Below are 16,288 nucleotides of genomic sequence, written 5' to 3' on the forward strand. Positions count from 1 at the left end.
AGACAGTTAAATTTATAAAGTTTTATTTTTCAACGGAAATGTCTAATGAATCCCACTCCTATAAAGCAAGTTGGTTAAGAAAAAACGTGCTTGTTCGAGTGAAATATGCCTAGGTTTACCCTGGTAGACAATTTGATACTCGTCAATATCTTCCCCATCTCCATGGCCAGATATTAGCTTGCAGCGAAACGCTTCCTCGGCAAGTTGTCTAACTTCATCTCTAAGAGCAGCTTGGGTGCTATTCATTTTTTTTGCTGTCTCCTTCAATGCCTGATTCTTATAAATATATAAATTTTTACCAAGTCTTGCACCTTTCAAAGGTTAGATATTTCATATTCTCTGGGCATAAAAGATTAAAAATTCTTGACTACTGACAAACAGGGATATGATTATGCCTTGAGATAGTTGAAAATGCCTAGCAGTAGGTTAAGCTGAGGCCAAATGAAACGGCAAATCAATCTCTTTCTAGTTTTTGAAGCAATCTACAACCAAAAAATCTCAGTAAGTAAAAATTAGAGTCTAGATTTCAGGGTGTTTAGCTAAAGGTTTATCATCAATGATTCAAGAAAAAAGCACTAGTTTAGCCCGCATTAATGCTAGAAAAACTGATGTGTTCGATATTTTCAATCTCAGGCATTATATTGGGTCTAACCCTTATTTGGATAAAGGGGCGCTAGTATTTGATTTTTCTCTAGTCGAAAATAGAGAACCTCTGCCTATTGAAGATTATATTTCTCAAATTGGCGATCGCTATCCACATTTAGGCGAGCAAACCTACGAATCTTACGCTCATCTGTTTGCCAGAGTAGCGTCAGAAGTGGGAAAACTCGATATGGGTTTGCACCTCAACCACTGGGATATCAAGGTATGTCCCAAATTTGTGCGGATTTGCATCCAATCACTACATGAACGCACCAGCAGAGAAGTAGTTTACTTTGTTTGGGATTGGTTTGAAGCGATTACCCAAGACGAACGTTTCCTTTTTGACGAACGACTTGTAAAGCTACAAAGTCGATTCCGGCAATCTGTCTATGGTGGTCCTACAGTTTACGCTTTATTGCGAACAGCCTCCCAAAAAGGTATTCCCACTTTTTATTTGTGGGAAGAAGGATTGATGCAATATGGATTAGGGAAAAACCATGTCCGGGGTGTAGCGACGACATTTGACTGTGATAGTCATATAGATTCGGACTTCACCACCCGTAAAGATGACTGTAAAGCATTTTTACAAACCTTGGGTTTCCCCGTACCTGGGGGTGATATTGTCCTTTTTGAAAAGGAAGCTTTAGCATTAGCTAGAGAAATTGGCTACCCAGTAGCTGTCAAACCCGTAGTAGGTCATAAAGGAATTGGTGTTACCGCTGGTGTACAAGATGCAAAAGAACTTAAATCCGCCTACGATAGAGCATTAGCAGCAATTCCTGAAGACCAGCCAACACGGATAATTGTCGAAAAAAGTATTTCCGGAACAGACTTTCGTTTACTGTGTGTCAATGGTAGATTCGTCGCTGCTACAGAACGTCGTCCCGCATCAGTTGTTGGTGATGGCTACTTAACGATTGCAGAGTTGATTCGCCAAGAGAACCGCAAACCTGAACGTTTAGACTCACCGACTTCACCAATGAGTAAAATTCAGGTCGATGAGGCAATGGAACTCTGCCTAGAAGAACAAGATTTATCGTTGAATAGTGTAATCAAAAAAGACCGTACTGTTTTTCTTCGCAAAGTTGCTAATCTTTCTGCTGGAGGTATGAGCATTGATGCCACATCTACAGTTCACCACGATAATATTATCTTGGCACAAGATATTGCTCAACACTTCCGACTCACATGCTTAGGCATAGATGTAATTGCCAAAAATCTTTCGGAATCTTGGAAGTCTAATAACTTTGCCATCATAGAAATCAACGCAGCACCAGGTATTTTGATGCATCTTAATCCTGCGGTCGGTGAAAGTGTTGATGTACCCTCTCATATCCTCGAAACCTTTTTTGAGTCGGGTACAGATTCTAGGATACCGATTATGACATTTAATAAAATCTCCGTTGAGGAACTACAAGAAACAATTGACCATATTCTTTTACAGCATCCTGACTGGGTAGTAGGTGCTGTTTGTCATGATGCTGTTTTTGTAAATCGCTCAAAGAAAGTATTGCGTAGAGATTACAATAGCAATGTCCAAAGTTTGCTGCGTAATCCTAAACTGGATTTATTAATTGCCGAATATCCAGAAGATGTCATAGAGGAAGAAGGCATCCTTTACCCAGGAAGTAATATGGTAGTTTTGAATAATCCTACCGAAACAGAGATGGTTTTAGTGCGCGATGTCTTTGATGGTTCTACTGTGGTGATTAAGAAAGAAAACGATGTTTCAATCCGTCGCAAGGGACTAATTGAAGACTATAGTTTGGGAGAAGATGAACCGTTTACACGAGTTTATTTAAAAGAAATCGGCACGATTTTGTAATTTTTTTGCTGTCAAGGCAGTCCCGATTAATTTTTTAATTGGGACTACTTTCTTGAAATAAGAATTTATACCGATTCTGTATGAAGATGCGTCAAACTATATGAGGAACGAACCGCCAAGAGCGCAAAGGACACAAAGAAAGAAAATTTGGCGCAGCCTCACAAAGAAATGGTATTACAACTTTTTGTGGGCAGCTAAAATTATTTTTTCTGTTTCTTCCCAGTTGATACATTTGTCAGTTACAGAAACACCATATTTTAAGTCTTCTCGTTTACCAGTAATTGATTGACTGCCTTCGTATAAATTTGATTCCAACATCATGCCAACTATTGATGTATTGCCATCTATTATTTGTTCAACAACATTTTCTAAGACATTAGCTTGTAATTTGTAGTCTTTATTAGTATTACCGTGACTACAGTCAATGACAATTCTAGGGGGTAAATTAGCCTCTTTTAATTTTTCTTCTATTAGTTTGACATTTTCTACATCAAAGTTAGGTTGATTGCCACCGCGTAAAATTACATGACCGTAGACATTGCCTCTAGTTTGAAAGACGCTTACTTGCCCTTTATGATTAATGCCTAGAAAGTTATGAGAGCTTTTGGCTGAATGTAACGCATTTAAAGCTACTTGAATATTACCATCAGTACCATTTTTAAAACCCACAGGCATCGAAAGTCCACTAGCCATTTCTCGATGAGTTTGCGATTCAGTTGTACGTGCGCCAATGGCTGACCATGTAATTAATTCACTAATATATTGGGGTATGATTGGATCTAGTGCTTCTGTACCAGCAGGTAATCCCAATTCGATAATTTTTAACAGTAAGCTACGGGCAATTAATAAACCATTTTCGACATGAAAAGAATCATCCATATCGGGATCGTTAATTAATCCTTTCCACCCTACAGTTGTTCTGGGTTTTTCAAAATAAACCCGCATGATTAACAATAATTTATCTTGAACTTGTTCAGACAAAGCCTTTAGTTTTTCAGCATATTCTAGCGCTGCTTTTGGGTCATGAATTGAACATGGGCCAACTACTATGAATTTTCTCCTATCTTGAAAATCTAGGATGTGTTCTAATTCTTTCCTGTAGTTTAAAACTAATTTTTCAGACGATTTTGTTAAAGGCAGTTTTGATTTTACTTCATTAGGTGTTAATAAAACGTGAGAATTTTTGATGTTAGTGTTAAATAATTGATTGTGCATGGAGCAGTTCCTGCGTTCTTTGCTATTTCACTTGAGAGCGAAAAATCATACACACATTTTAAATTAAAAGCACAACATCAACTTACAGAATTTTAGACAAAAAAGTTGCGTACCTGACAAATAGATACTTATTTTTAAGTATTTATGTCATTGAATGTTGATAATTACTCATAAATAAAACTAGGGAAAATACTTTTTCTGTTGTGTTTGTTATTAGACTGTTGTCATGTGCGAGTATTTGATAGCACTTCTCGGTTATGTATATTACACTCTAGGCAGAGATTGGGCAAATGCAAAATCTCATTAACTCTTTTTGCGTACTCAGCAAAGGATTTGGGGGTTAGACCTGTATTGCGATCGCAACTAAAACCGCTATAATCTGACAGTCTCAACTTTTGAGTCCCGGAAAATATTAAATTTAGCAGAAGTTTTAATTATTTGAGAGGGTTGTACGCTACCTAGATGGGAATGCGTCATCAAAGGAACTAACCAATGGGATATATAATTTCTACTGCAAATATGAAAGGCGGCGTAGGCAAAACTACTCTCACCGTCAATTTAGCTACTTGTTTGGCCAAAAATCATGGTAAACGAGTACTTGTACTTGACTTGGATAGTCAAATCAGCGCTACACTGAGTCTGATGTCGCCTGTAGATTTTGCCAAGCGTCGCAAGCAAAGTAAGACATTTAGATATTTAATAGACGAAGTTGTCAATCCAGGGTCACAAGCTGAGCTGACTATTCAAGATATCATCCAATCGGAAGTCTGTAATCTCCCAGGACTGAATTTATTACCAGGAGATATCGATTTGTATGATGAATTTGTGGTGTCAGAAATGCTGCACCAACAAGCAACGGCTTTAGGTGAACAGGATTTTGAAACAGTTTGGAATCGCTTTGAAAGAGTGTTGATCAATAATATTTTAAAACCAGTGCGTCAAGAGTATGATTTCATTCTTTTAGATTGTGCGCCTGGCTATAATTTATTGACTCGTAGTGCTTTAGCTGCCAGTGATTTCTACATTCTTCCCGCTAAACCCGAACCTTTATCTGTGGTGGGTATTCAATTGTTAGAAAGGCGTATTTCTCAGTTAAAAGATAGTCATGAACAAGAAGCTAAAATAAATATTCAAATGCTGGGAATTGTTTTTAGTATGGCTACTGTCAACTTATTAACTGGCAGATATTATAAACAAGTTATGCACCGTGTGGTTGAAGATTTTGGTGTAGAAAAAATTTGTAAGTCACAAATACCAGTTGATGTGAATGTTGCTAAGGCTGTTGATAGTTTTATGCCAGTAGTTTTGAATGCGCCTCAATCGGCTGGTTCTAAAGCATTTTCTCAGTTAACTCAGGAGTTATTACAAAAGTTGTAAGTTTGTGTCTTTGTGTCTTTGTGGTAAAAATATAAACCACAAAGGCACAAAGACACAAAGAAATTTATTTGCTGCGATCGCCTGACTTTATGGGAAACTGATAGTATATGCGATCGCTGAAATTAACCTGATGTATGACAATCATTTTTGTGGATAGATCACAGTATGAATGACACACTTCTACAACGTATCACTCTAAATCCTCATATTTGTCACGGAAAACCTTGTATTAGAGGACTTCGTTATCCAGTTGAATTTATTTTAGAACTGCTCAGCTCTGGCATGACTACTGAGCAAATATTGGCAGATTATGACGATTTAGAATATGAAGATGTTCTAGCTGTCTTGTTATTTGCAGCTCGACTTAGCCAAGTCAAAAGTATTCACAAAATCGCTTCATGAAATTTCTTGTTGATGCCCAGTTACCAGTCCGACTTGCAAATTTTCTTAGAGCCTCAAATTACGACACAATCCATACCAGAGATTTGCCAGACAAAAATGCTACATCAGATATTGATATTAATACTATATCAATTCAACAATATAGAATTTTAATCACTAAAGATTATGATTTTGTCAACTCTTTTTTAACAGTTAAGCAACCTTATAAGCTACTTTTAATCACAACGGGTAATATCAGTAATTCAGAATTAGAAACTCTTTTCTCCACTAATATTCTATCTATAATTGAACTATTTAAACACCATTCCTACATTGAAATAAGTCGAGAAACTGTTATTGTACATCAATAGAACTATCATAACTTGATACCATTTCATGAAATTACTGATACAAAGTACTTTTCTTACTCCCCCTGCTTCTTCTGCTTGCCTAAATGTATCAACTTTAAAGTAAAACGGTATGACTCTATGGAAAATTGATGGTATGTGCGATCGCTGAAATTAATCTGATACATAATTGTTGCTGTTTGTTGTATTAGAGGAACTGTTAAACTGAGGATCATAAGTATAATTTCGCAAGATGATTGCTAACTTATGGAACCAGTAACCTTGACGGCTGTAGCAACTGCGATCGCAACTCTCATTTTCTCAGAAGCTTTGAAGGAAGGCGGAAAAACTTTAGGACAAGGGATTTCACAACAAGTTACTCAACTGTTAACTGCGATTCGGCAGAAATTCCAAACGGCGGGAACTGAAGGAATACTCAAAAGAGCCGAAGAAAATCCGACAGAGAAGAATCAAGCCAAGTTCCAGGATGAACTGGAAACGCAAATGGAGGAAGACGAAGCCTTTGCCAAGCAATTGCAAGCACTGATGGCGCAGTTGCAAGCAAACGATACTGTTAAGCAAATCGTGGTTAAAGGTGTAACAGTAAAAGGTAAAGCAACAGTGGGCGATATCAACCTGGAAGCCGCAAGAGAAGGCGCAGTAAATCAAGAAGCAGTAGTTGATTCTGAATTTGGTGACGATCTCAACCTGGGTGATGTGAATCTGAAGGCTTAAACCATGAGTGAAAATCGCAGCCCAGAAGAAATTTTACAGAGCATTCTGCGGAATGTCCAAGTAGGTGGCAATCTGACGACAGGCGATATCACCCAAATCTTGAATTTACTGGTGATTATTCAACAGCCAGAGGTTTTCAAGCCAAAGGAAACGCCGCAAAATATTCCCCGTGGTAACGTAGTCAAGTTTGTTGGACGTGCTGAGGCTTTAGTTAGTCTCCATGACAAGCTACAAAACGGTAATCAAGTGGTGGTTGCGGCGATTGAGGGTATGGGAGGAGTGGGGAAAACAGAGTTAGCAACTCAGTACGCGCTAATTCACCTGCTACTCAACACTTATCCTGGTGGTATCTGTTGGTTACGCGCTAGAGATGAAGATATTGGACTTCAAATCTTGCAGTTTGCTATAGCTAAGTTAGGCTTAAAACCGCCAGAAGATTGGGATGTACTACAGCAAGTTGATTTCTGTTGGTCACGCTGGCATGATGGCGATGTGTTGGTGGTGTTGGATGATGTCACCGACTACGCCAAGGTAGAAGACTATTTACCACCACAATCACCCAGGTTTAAACTGCTAATTACCACCAGATTACAGTTAGATTTTCCCCAATCATTCACTCTGGATGTGTTAAGTGAGTCCGCAGCAGTGGAACTTTTACAAGAGTGGGTGGGAGGAGAAAAAGTCGCGCAGGAATTAGGTGAGGCGAAGGAAATTTGTGAACGTTTAGGTTATTTACCTTTGGCGTTGAACTTGGTGGGTAGGTATGTAAAGAAGCGGAAAATCTCTTTAGCGGAAATGTTGCGGAGGTTAGAAGCAAAAAAGTTAGTTCATGAGTCTTTAGCACGGGATGAAAAAGACAAAACTTGGACGCTAAATGTCAAATGGGGTGTGATTGCTGCTTTTGAGTTAAGTTGGGATGATTTAAGTGATGATGCTCAGGAATTAGCTGTTTTACTGAGTTTATTTGCTTTAGCTCCGATTCCCTGGAGTTTGGTAGAAAGTGTAGAAACTGGGAAAGATGCTGAAGAGTTGGAAGATAGTAGAGTTGAGTTAGAGAGTTTGCATCTGCTTCAAGATAAGGAAGGCTACAAACTACATCAACTGATTCGGGAATTTTTTCAACTCAAGCAGGGTGACTTTAATCAGGTGGAGGAATTTAAGCGATCGCTTTGCGGGGTAATGGTAGGGGTTGCTAAAAATATTCCTTCATATCCCACAGTTGAACAAATTCAGAATGTCACTCCAGCAATCCCTCATTTAGCTGAGGTAGCGAATAATCTCATTCAGTACGTCAGCGATGATCGTTTAATTTGGGCATTTATTGGCAACGCTAGATTTTATTATGGTCAAGGACTGTATGACAAAGTTGCGCTTTGGTATGAGCAGTGTCTAGAAATCACTAAAAAACGTTTGGGAGAAGAACATCCAGATGTCGCTATTAGCCTCAGCAACATAGCTAATCTCTACCGTGACCAAGGTAGATACAGCGAAGCCGAAACCCGATTCATCGAAGCTTTGGCTCTCATGCACAAACTGTTAGGATCAGAACATATCGATGTCGCCATTAGCCTCAACAACTTGGGGTTACTTTACTCTAACCAAGGCAGATACAGCGAAGCCGAAACCCGATTCATCGAAGCTTTGGCTCTCGCACGCAAGCTGGTGGGCGAAGAAAATTTTCATGTCGCCACTGGTCTCAACAACTTAGCACAACTCTACTGCGACCAAGGCAAATATAGCGAAGCTGAACCCCTTCACATCGAAGCTTTGGCTCTCAGGCGCAAGCTGGTGGGCGAAGAACATCCCGATGTTGCACAAAGCCTCAATAACCTGGCGTTTCTCTACAACTTTCAAGGTAGATACAGCGAAGCTGAAACCCGATTCATTGAAGCTTTGGCTCTGATGCACAAACTGTTAGGAGCAGAACATCTCGATGTCGCTGCTGGACTCAATAACTTAGCAGCATTCTACAACTCTCAAGGCAGATACAGCGAAGCCGAACCTCTTCTGCTCGAAGCATTGGCAATTATACGCAACTTGTTAGGAGAAGAACATCCCAAGGTTGCCACTAGCCTTAATAACTTAGCGTATCTCTACACTTACCAAGGCAGATACAGCGAAGCTGAACCCCTTCATATCCAAGTTGTGGCACTAAGGCGCAAAGTTTTGGGCGAAGAACATCCAGAACTCGCCATTAGCCTCAACAACTTAGCTGGACTTTATTCCTTCCAAGGTAAATACAGCGAAGCTGAATCCTTTCTTATCGAAGCTTTGGCACTGTACCGCAAGCTGCTGGGAGAAGAACACCCATATTTCGCCACTATCCTCAATAACCTAGCAGAACTTTACTGTAACCAAGGTAAATACAGCGAAGCTGAATCCCTTCATATTCAAGCTTTGGTACTCAGGCTTAAACTGCTGGGTGGAGAACATATTGATGTCGCTACTAGTTTCAATAATCTAGCCAATCTCTACCGTTACCAAGGTAAATATAGCGAAGCCGAACCCCTATATGTCCAAACTTTGGCACTTTGGCGCAAACTGCTGGGCGAAGAACACCCATATTTCGCCACTATCCTCAACAACCTTGCGGGACTCTACCGTGTCCAAGGTAGATACAGCGAAGCTGAACCCCTATACATCAAAGCTTTAGCACTTAGCTGCAAGCTGCTAGGCGAAGAAAATCCTGATGTCGCCACTGGCCTCAACAACCTTGCAGTATTGTACGACTCCCAAGGCAGATACAACGAAGCTGAACCTCTATACGTCAAAACTTTGGCACTTTGGCGCAAACTGCTGGGCGAAGAACATCCCGATGTCGCCACTAGCCTCAACAATCTTGCGGGACTCTACCATTCCCAGGGCAGATACAGCGAAGCCGAATCTTTATGCATCCAGGCTTTAGATATTTTTGAGCAACAGTTAGGAGTGAATCATCCTGATGCTGTTACTACTCGTAGAAATTTAGCATTTTTGCGCGATCGCCTCAACTCACAACAGTAAAATTCAAGTTCCCAACCTCATCATTCAAGCTTTTATCTCCAAATTTCTCGTTCGGAACTCGAACTGTCGTGTTCCGAACTCAAAGTTTCGTGTTCCGAACGAGAACTTTCATCTTCTGAAGTGAAATGATGGTGTTGTGAGGGCGATCGCTTTTGTTCTGAAGTGGAATGATGGTGTTATGAAGGCGATCGCTCGACTTAAATTAGAGAATGAAGTGCGATCGCCTTTGATAGTAGAGAGATGATTGCGATCGCCATCGCTTTTTGAGCCACAATGGATGAACGATAGGGAGTCCATAGAACAAACAATAGCTAAAAAGAAACCAAATCAGGAGAAGGCTTGATGCAATCAGCATTACGCATAGAAACTAAAGTGTTACCAGGCAACAAAATTGAAATCACCTTGCCTGACGATACACTCTCAACCTCAGTAGGACAAACTATTGAGGTAATTGTCCTAATACCAGAGCAAAAAACGACAATAGAAGAACAATCAATTATCCACCTGCTTGAAGAAATCCACAAACAGCGTCCTGTTGGCAGAAGTTTAGAAGAAATCAATCGAGACCTCCAAGCAGAGCGAGATGCATGGGACAATTAATTCTGCCAAATGCTGCTCGTATATACGTCGATACCGTAACAGTTATTTACGCCGTCGAACAGACTCCAACTTATGGGGTGTTGCTAAATCCCCTATGGCATAGTCTTCAGGCGAGAACCCTTGAAGTCTTTAGCAGCGAACTAACTCTGATGGAAACCTTAGTTGTGCCACTGAGAAACTCGGATACATTTCTGGTTGATGCTTATGAGAGATTACTGCGATCGCCTCAAATGCAGTTGATTCCCATTAGTCAGACTATCTTGCGTGAAGCAGCAAGACTACGGGCAAGTACGCCTTCTTTGAGAACACCTGATGCCATTCATATTGCGACTGCTACAACATCTGGCTGCACTCAGTTTCTCACCAACGATCGCCAACTGAGGACAGCAACAAATTTATTCGTTGTGATTCTAGATGAGGTGCTGACATCATGAGCGATCGCTTTTGTTCTGAAGGGGAATGATGGTGTTCTGGGGGCGATGTCTGACGACAAGCCGCAAGCGTTTACGCTCGGCTTAAATTATAGAATGAAGTGCGATTGCTTGTGAGAGTTGACAGATGAGTGTGAGAGCGATCGGCTTTGCCGTTGCCGTTGGCGTTCGCGTAGCGTGTCGTAGACAAGCCTCTCGAAGAGAAGGCATCGCTTTATACATCCTGATTCTCGTGAAAAATATCTTCTAAATCTCGATATCCACTCAAAACCCTCTCTACTTGGATACCATTTTTAATCGGGCGGTAAAAAATGACTTGATTATCCACTGGCAAACTACGTAAATTAGGTGCTAGTTCCTCACGGTTACGCCCAAGTTCAGGAAAATCTGCTAATAAAAGACACTTTTCCTCAAAAGCATCAAGAAAACGACTAGCTGCACCTAAATTAAGTCTGCTTATATAGTTTTTTATATCTTTTAAATCTTGCTTGGCAGCAGCACTTAAAATATATCTACTCATACTTAACTTTGCTGCGCTTGTTGAATTTCTTCTCGTAATTCTCTTAATACTTCTTCCCCATCAAAAACATCACCGCGATCTGATTGCTCAATTCCAATAGCAATTTCTTTGCGGAGTTCTTCTAATTGCACCAAACGTTTCATTTCCCATTCTTCTAACAGCTGCAAGGCAGCACAAACTACCTCCGAAGCAGATGAGTATCTACCTTGTTTTACTGTTGCTTGAATAAACAGCTCTAATTCTGGTGTCAAAGATATATTCATCGGATGTAAGATGATATTTTAATTAACATAATAGCTACATTTTACGGAGAGCGATCGCTCTACATTTTGACTCTAAGTTTCCTGTTCTGAAGTGAAATGATGGTGTTCTGAGGGCGATGTCTGACGACAAGCCGCAAGCGTCTACGCTCGACTTAAATTGTAGAATGATGTGCGGACTCAAAGATTATTCCATTCTTCCAATGTGATTTCCCTCTCTATAATCACCTCAATTTCCCGAATCATCATCCGCAATTGCGGTACAGAATACTCGTCATTAGAGGGAATAGTTAGGCGATGTTGCCCATAAACCATAAACTGATGTCTTGTACCGGAAAAAGCCCCTTCAAAGCCAAGTTGCCGTAATTTTTTGACAAAATCTCGACGTTTACAAGGCATCCATCGGCTCAAGGGTTGGCTCCTGATTTAGATCAATATTATCAATGACTGGTAGAGAATGTCCCAGCTTTAAGCCCAGCAGAATCCACTCTTCCAGTGTGGAACGTAACTCATCTTCGCACTCGCGCAAAGTTACACCAAAAGCAATAACTCCCTGACAAGCCGGAATCTTACCTGCAAAAGTACCATCTTCCAGTTTGTCATAAACCGCCTGTGCGATCGCTTCCTCAACATAATCACTAAGAATAAAGCGTGTGGTCATTCTAATTGCATTGCTTGTGATGGGCGATGTTATTCAAGCTTTTGTTTTACCTGAAGATTATTGTACTACAGCGATCGCTTTCCCTTTTTACTTCAAGTTTCGTGTTTTGAAGTGCAATGATGGAGTTCTGAAGGCGATGCCTGGGTTGGGCTACGCCTACGCTTTACCTTTTTGCTCGAAGTTTCTTGTTAGCAGGTGAAATGATGGTGTTTTGGGGGCGATTCTTTCACCTAAATTATAGAATGAAGTGCGTAGACGCTTTGCGGCTTGTCGTTAGACATCGCTCTCTAAAAGTTTGGAAATAAATCGCTCATTTTACTCATATCGGCAATCGCCTCACGCGGAAAGTTTCATTATTCACAGAAATAATTGCACCAAGTTCTAAATCTTCCTGACATTCATTCAAAACTTGCGTCAACCGTTCATTAATTACATCGTAATTTTCATTTCCTAATCTAAACAAGATGACACTGGGTAAATTATCTCCACTGATGGCTAACAGTTGGGCAAAATCTAAATCTACAGTTAATAAAATTCTCTCTTCTACACGAGCTTTAATTAAAATCTCGTTATCTGGTAGCCTTTGCAAATCTTCATTACGCAAATGCACTACATCATAACCACCACTACGCAACCAAAATACAGTTCGTAGCGAAATTCCCATATCTGCCAAGAACTTCATTATGACTTATTACGCGCTTTTGAAAGGATAAACTCGCTCTTGAGTTAACCACGCCGCGTAAAGTAGAGATTGACGAATATCCTCTGATTCTAAATCAGGATATTCTTCTAAAATTTCCTCTACAGGTTTGCCATTAGCCACTAAATTAACGACAAGAGAAACCGGTATTCGCATCCCACGAATGCAGGCTTGTCCACCCATAATGATAGGGTCAAATGTAATTCTATCTAGACCTAACATAAAAATTATTTCTCTAAATGACTGCATTGTACTACAGCAACGCTCGCCAGTCGCTACAACGGGGGAAACCCCCGCAACGCGCTGGCTCACAAATTTCTGATGTTGTTGCTGGGGAAATCCTCAATTCTGAATTTCAGTGGATTAGTAGAGAAAGCGATGTACTCATCCGTGTTGAAAGTCCAGAGTATGGCAAATTTCTCGTCCTCAATCAATTGCAATTGCGCTACAATCCCGAAATGCCAAGACGGATGCGCGCCTATACAGGGTTAGCAGAAGAAAAATTTGAATTAGTTCTCCCTGGATTGATTCGATGCGATCGCCTTCTTTTAAAAATCCGAGTTCAATCAACTAATGATGTTCATCAATGGTGAATCACTTCGGTGTGACAACGCTCGTAATACATTTATTACACGATAAAAAAATCTTTACTATTTAATTTTAGTACTTACTACATTTAAATTTAGAATAATTGAAACCCAGCACTGCAATAGGAAATGCTGGGTTTTATTCGAGTAAATGCCCCGAAGCCTGCCACAACACAAAGTTCTCTTGGCAGACTAATAGGTACACCTAAAAGAACCTTGTTTCCTGTTGTGTATTAAGAGTTCTCTACCTACGCAAGTAATTTCTCCAAATCAAACCGGATTCCTATATTTATTTATACTTTGGTACTGAGATAGCGGTTAAAAATAGGTAAACTTCCGTTAGATAGATATTGTTTTATTATGTGGAAAATAAATTTTCATCTAGTAGAGTAAGACAGAGATCACTGCTGTTGACCATTACAAGAAAAGCTAGTTGCAGCTTCTAGCTATAGGAAACCAACTTTAATACTTAAGAGTCTGGTTTCAAAATGGGTAACAGCAACATCCCCTATCAGCCTGATCACCTATGCTAAAAGTTATGCACTTGGCCGCCAATTCAACTACATCAAATTCCCAGTGGGAGGATTTAACCCAGCTTCCAGCTCCAAACACAGTTCAATGGGACAATATCAAAACCCAATTAGACTTGGTGCTGTTAGCCGTAGAAACTTTAACTGGCATTGGTTCCGAGGCCATGCTCTCGGCGGCAACTCATCTAAATTTAGAATCAAAAGTGCCAGATCGAGTAGCCTTATGGCGATTACGTCAATCAAATCCCATACGTAAAGGTCAAGGAGGACGAAAAAAGCTAGATGTCGAAGAAGCGCGATCGCTTGTTTTAATTATTTGCTATCTTGCCAAACAGCACCAAGAATTGATTCGCCGTGCTGTTGGTTTACTAGAACAGATGGCCCAAGACAACCGAGAACCTCATCAGGCTGCTTTACTTGGAGATTATATTGATGCTTTTTGCAATGTCTACCAAGAACGCATGGAAGAGGACGAGCAAATCTCAACAGATTTACTTACTCGCCTAGCACTAAAACTGCTTGTAGATTTACTGTTTTACAGTGCCTCTGGTGGACATCGCCGTCTCTGGCTAGCACTTATAGACCGTTCTGCAAAATAAATTTTTAGATAATCTTTTTCCTTCGCAGTTCCTGCCATGCCAACATTAAATTCTGTCATTCGTCGCTACACACCCCCTACTTGTACCCTAGAAATCTTGGCGCAAAGTTCACCCTTATCTCAATGGATGGGAAGAACTGTACTTAAACAACTAAGTTTTGAGTTGCGCTTTGATGATCCGCGAATACCTGAAGAACGTAGAGTACCAATTCGGGGCGATCGCGATCAACTAGAAGCTTTGTGTGATGCAGTAACCAGCTACGTACAAGAAATTCTCCAACAGTCTTCAGAAAACTTTTGGATCAATTTTTCAGGCAACGAAGATTCTAGTAAAGTACCTCAAGACTCAGAATTAACCGATTTTCAGCAACCTTCATCGCCAACTCAAACATTCCAATCTTTTAGTTCCCTAACACCAGGGACAAAAATACATTTAGAACCGGGTAAATATTTAACTCATAATCTCTTTCTCGGTTCCCTTGCGAACCAAGTATCTGGCCCAGTAATTCAACTTAGTCTGCTGCAACTGTTTGATTTAGCAACTGCCTTAGATGAATACTCGGCTGATGTCATGGCGTTACCAAGTCTCAATAAAACTAGTCCGATTCGGCGATTACCTGCTTGGACACCTGTTGCCGCAGTGCTAGTGTTAAGCGTGGGTTTATTACCCATAACGTTGCAATATGCCAACAATACTCGGCAAAAGCAGCCATCGACAGCTAAAAAGACAACTTCAGCAGATGAACAAGTTGCTTTAGCACCTTCACTTGATTTTTCGACACCGCAACCCGGACTTACTCCCCCGGATAATTTATCATCACTACCACCTTTAGGCTCTACGCAGCCACTCCCTACAGATAGTTTGCCTCAAAAGCCTTTGACGGCTCCTAATTCGAGTTTACCCTCAACTTTGCCCCCAGTATCCCAACTACCTCCACAAGATACATCGACCATACCTCAGGGAACGATTCCAACCCTAAATAGCAGTCAGCAAAATCCAACATCCGCTACAGGAAATCCGCAGATATCCATTCAACCAAATATCAAACAAAACTCTACTGGCTCAATTTCTCAAAATGAAATTGGTCTTCCTAAAAAACGAGATTTGCTACCCAATCTTTCTTCAACTACAGGTAGCTTGTCTCCCAATATTTCACCTGTTCCCTCTTCTATTCCCACTCTTCCCCAAAACTACAAACCTTTTGACCCCAGGCAATTAGAGGAAAAAACCAATTCCTCAGGGACAGTTGCTTCCAGCAAACAACCATCGTCGGAATTATCTCCTACAAGTAGTACATCCTCTGCTGTTGCTGATAGTGATTCATTAGTGACTCGACTGAGGGGTGAATCTCCAAACACATCATCTACAAAGGCTCCCACCGATAGTACTTTATTTGATACACCTCAGATAGCAGAAGCTAGAGACCTCTTGAAAGACCGCTGGCAGCCACCCGCGGGATTAACGCAAACATTAGAGTATAGTTTGATGGTGGGCGTTGATGGCACAATTGAGCGCATTTTCCCTTTAAATAAGCCAGCAAGAGAATATGTAGACAGTACTGGAATGCCTGACATTGGCAAACCTTTTGTTTCCGCCAATCGATATGGAAAAAATCTCAGAATAAGAGTGATTCTTAGTCCTAACGGTAAGGTACAGACATTGCCAGAAACGGATTAACTAAAAGGTTTGTAGTGAGGACTTTAGTCCTCATTACGAACTTATTTAACTTTTAATTTATCTAATTTGCTGAGAAGACTCCATACACAGCGATAGCGGAGTGTGGGGATGAAAAGCAAAATAGTTAACGTGAGTTCGACGGTTAGAAAAAGGCAAAAAGCTTGCCATAATTGTGGCTTTGCCCAGCGTTGTGAAATG

20 protein-coding genes and 1 pseudogene are annotated in these 16,288 nt (G+C 40.5%); 12 read left to right on the plus strand and 9 right to left on the minus strand.

Features of this window, described 5'->3' with window-relative positions; translation table 11 throughout:
• Window positions 1-42 precede the first annotated feature (42 nt).
• The gene (locus QI031_RS24900) at window positions 43-246 is read right to left on the minus strand and encodes a hypothetical protein (RefSeq protein ID WP_281486114.1); all 204 of its coding nucleotides are present in this window, start codon (window positions 244-246) and stop codon (window positions 43-45) included.
• A 310-nt stretch (window positions 247-556) separates the two neighbouring features.
• Here QI031_RS24900 and QI031_RS24905 point away from each other — a divergent pair, with 310 nt between their 5' ends.
• Entirely contained in the window at window positions 557-2,467 is a 1,911-nt protein-coding gene (locus tag QI031_RS24905) for an ATP-binding protein (RefSeq protein WP_281482277.1), read from the plus strand.
• A 174-nt stretch (window positions 2,468-2,641) separates the two neighbouring features.
• On the opposite strand, the gene QI031_RS24910 is transcribed toward QI031_RS24905, so the two are convergent.
• Complete coding sequence (locus QI031_RS24910; protein WP_281482278.1) at window positions 2,642-3,682, minus strand: 3-deoxy-7-phosphoheptulonate synthase; 1,041 nt, start codon at window positions 3,680-3,682, stop codon at window positions 2,642-2,644.
• 492 nt (window positions 3,683-4,174) lie between these two features.
• Here QI031_RS24910 and QI031_RS24915 point away from each other — a divergent pair, with 492 nt between their 5' ends.
• The 5 genes from QI031_RS24915 (at window position 4,175) to QI031_RS24935 (ending at window position 9,525) form a co-directional block, all read left to right on the plus strand.
• Window positions 4,175-5,059 (plus strand): ParA family protein, encoded by an 885-nt coding sequence (locus tag QI031_RS24915; RefSeq protein WP_281482279.1) that lies wholly within the window; start codon window positions 4,175-4,177, stop codon window positions 5,057-5,059.
• A 165-nt stretch (window positions 5,060-5,224) separates the two neighbouring features.
• Window positions 5,225-5,461 (plus strand): DUF433 domain-containing protein, encoded by a 237-nt coding sequence (locus QI031_RS24920; protein WP_281482280.1) that lies wholly within the window; start codon window positions 5,225-5,227, stop codon window positions 5,459-5,461.
• A complete protein-coding gene (locus QI031_RS24925) occupies window positions 5,458-5,811 on the plus strand; it encodes a DUF5615 family PIN-like protein (RefSeq protein ID WP_281482281.1) in 354 nt (117 codons plus the stop codon). The genes QI031_RS24920 and QI031_RS24925 overlap by 4 nt, the downstream gene beginning before the upstream one ends.
• Window positions 5,812-6,054: 243 nt before the next feature.
• A complete protein-coding gene (locus tag QI031_RS24930) occupies window positions 6,055-6,522 on the plus strand; it encodes a nucleotidyltransferase family protein (RefSeq protein ID WP_281482282.1) in 468 nt (155 codons plus the stop codon).
• Between the two features lie 3 nt (window positions 6,523-6,525).
• Window positions 6,526-9,525, plus strand: coding sequence for a tetratricopeptide repeat protein (locus QI031_RS24935; RefSeq protein ID WP_281482283.1), 3,000 nt, complete (start codon window positions 6,526-6,528; stop codon window positions 9,523-9,525).
• Between the two features lie 108 nt (window positions 9,526-9,633).
• Here QI031_RS24935 and QI031_RS24940 read toward each other — a convergent pair whose 3' ends face one another.
• A complete protein-coding gene (locus QI031_RS24940; protein ID WP_281482284.1) occupies window positions 9,634-9,822 on the minus strand; it encodes a hypothetical protein in 189 nt (62 codons plus the stop codon).
• Window positions 9,823-9,867: 45 nt separating this feature from the next.
• On the opposite strand from QI031_RS24940, the gene QI031_RS24945 reads away from it, so the two are divergent.
• Window positions 9,868-10,125 carry a hypothetical protein gene (locus QI031_RS24945; protein WP_281482285.1) on the plus strand — a complete coding sequence of 86 codons (258 nt, stop codon included), beginning with the start codon at window positions 9,868-9,870 and terminating at the stop codon, window positions 10,123-10,125.
• Window positions 10,113-10,559, plus strand: coding sequence for a type II toxin-antitoxin system VapC family toxin (locus QI031_RS24950; protein ID WP_281482286.1), 447 nt, complete (start codon window positions 10,113-10,115; stop codon window positions 10,557-10,559). The genes QI031_RS24945 and QI031_RS24950 overlap by 13 nt, the downstream gene beginning before the upstream one ends.
• Before the next feature lie 211 nt (window positions 10,560-10,770).
• Here the strand turns inward: QI031_RS24950 and QI031_RS24955 are convergent, their stop codons facing one another.
• The 4 genes from QI031_RS24955 to QI031_RS24970 form a co-directional block, all read right to left on the minus strand.
• Window positions 10,771-11,076, minus strand: coding sequence for a type II toxin-antitoxin system RelE/ParE family toxin (locus QI031_RS24955; RefSeq protein WP_281482287.1), 306 nt, complete (start codon window positions 11,074-11,076; stop codon window positions 10,771-10,773).
• 2 nt (window positions 11,077-11,078) lie between these two features.
• Window positions 11,079-11,339 (minus strand): type II toxin-antitoxin system ParD family antitoxin, encoded by a 261-nt coding sequence (locus QI031_RS24960; RefSeq protein WP_281482288.1) that lies wholly within the window; start codon window positions 11,337-11,339, stop codon window positions 11,079-11,081.
• 177 nt (window positions 11,340-11,516) lie between these two features.
• Entirely contained in the window at window positions 11,517-11,735 is a 219-nt protein-coding gene (locus QI031_RS24965; RefSeq protein ID WP_281482289.1) for a hypothetical protein, read from the minus strand.
• Window positions 11,725-11,997: a type II toxin-antitoxin system HicB family antitoxin gene (locus tag QI031_RS24970; protein WP_281482290.1), complete on the minus strand. Its 273-nt coding sequence runs from the start codon at window positions 11,995-11,997 to the stop codon at window positions 11,725-11,727. The genes QI031_RS24965 and QI031_RS24970 overlap by 11 nt, the downstream gene beginning before the upstream one ends.
• Here QI031_RS24970 and QI031_RS24975 point away from each other — a divergent pair.
• Entirely contained in the window at window positions 11,990-12,196 is a 207-nt protein-coding gene (locus QI031_RS24975) for a hypothetical protein (RefSeq protein WP_281482291.1), read from the plus strand. The two genes, QI031_RS24970 and QI031_RS24975, sit on opposite strands and share 8 nt — an antisense overlap.
• Window positions 12,197-12,316: 120 nt before the next feature.
• Here QI031_RS24975 and QI031_RS24980 read toward each other — a convergent pair whose 3' ends face one another.
• On the minus strand, window positions 12,317-12,679 hold the full coding sequence (locus QI031_RS24980; protein ID WP_281482292.1) for a DUF5615 family PIN-like protein: 363 nt from the start codon (window positions 12,677-12,679) through the stop codon (window positions 12,317-12,319).
• Between the two features lie 9 nt (window positions 12,680-12,688).
• Entirely contained in the window at window positions 12,689-12,919 is a 231-nt protein-coding gene (locus QI031_RS24985) for a DUF433 domain-containing protein (RefSeq protein ID WP_281482293.1), read from the minus strand.
• Window positions 12,920-13,005: 86 nt separating this feature from the next.
• Here QI031_RS24985 and QI031_RS24990 point away from each other — a divergent pair.
• The 3 genes and pseudogenes from QI031_RS24990 to QI031_RS25005 form a co-directional block, all read left to right on the plus strand.
• A pseudogene (locus QI031_RS24990) lies at window positions 13,006-13,209 on the plus strand (transposase); the annotation flags it as partial.
• 601 nt (window positions 13,210-13,810) lie between these two features.
• Complete coding sequence (locus tag QI031_RS25000) at window positions 13,811-14,413, plus strand: DUF3038 domain-containing protein (RefSeq protein ID WP_281482294.1); 603 nt, start codon at window positions 13,811-13,813, stop codon at window positions 14,411-14,413.
• Between the two features lie 36 nt (window positions 14,414-14,449).
• Window positions 14,450-16,090, plus strand: a complete 1,641-nt coding sequence (locus tag QI031_RS25005; protein WP_281482295.1) for a DUF4335 domain-containing protein — start codon at window positions 14,450-14,452, stop codon at window positions 16,088-16,090.
• The last annotated feature ends 198 nt before the right edge of the window (window positions 16,091-16,288 follow it).

It is taken from the genome of Halotia branconii CENA392, assembly GCF_029953635.1.
GTDB lineage: Bacteria > Cyanobacteriota > Cyanobacteriia > Cyanobacteriales > Nostocaceae > Halotia > Halotia branconii.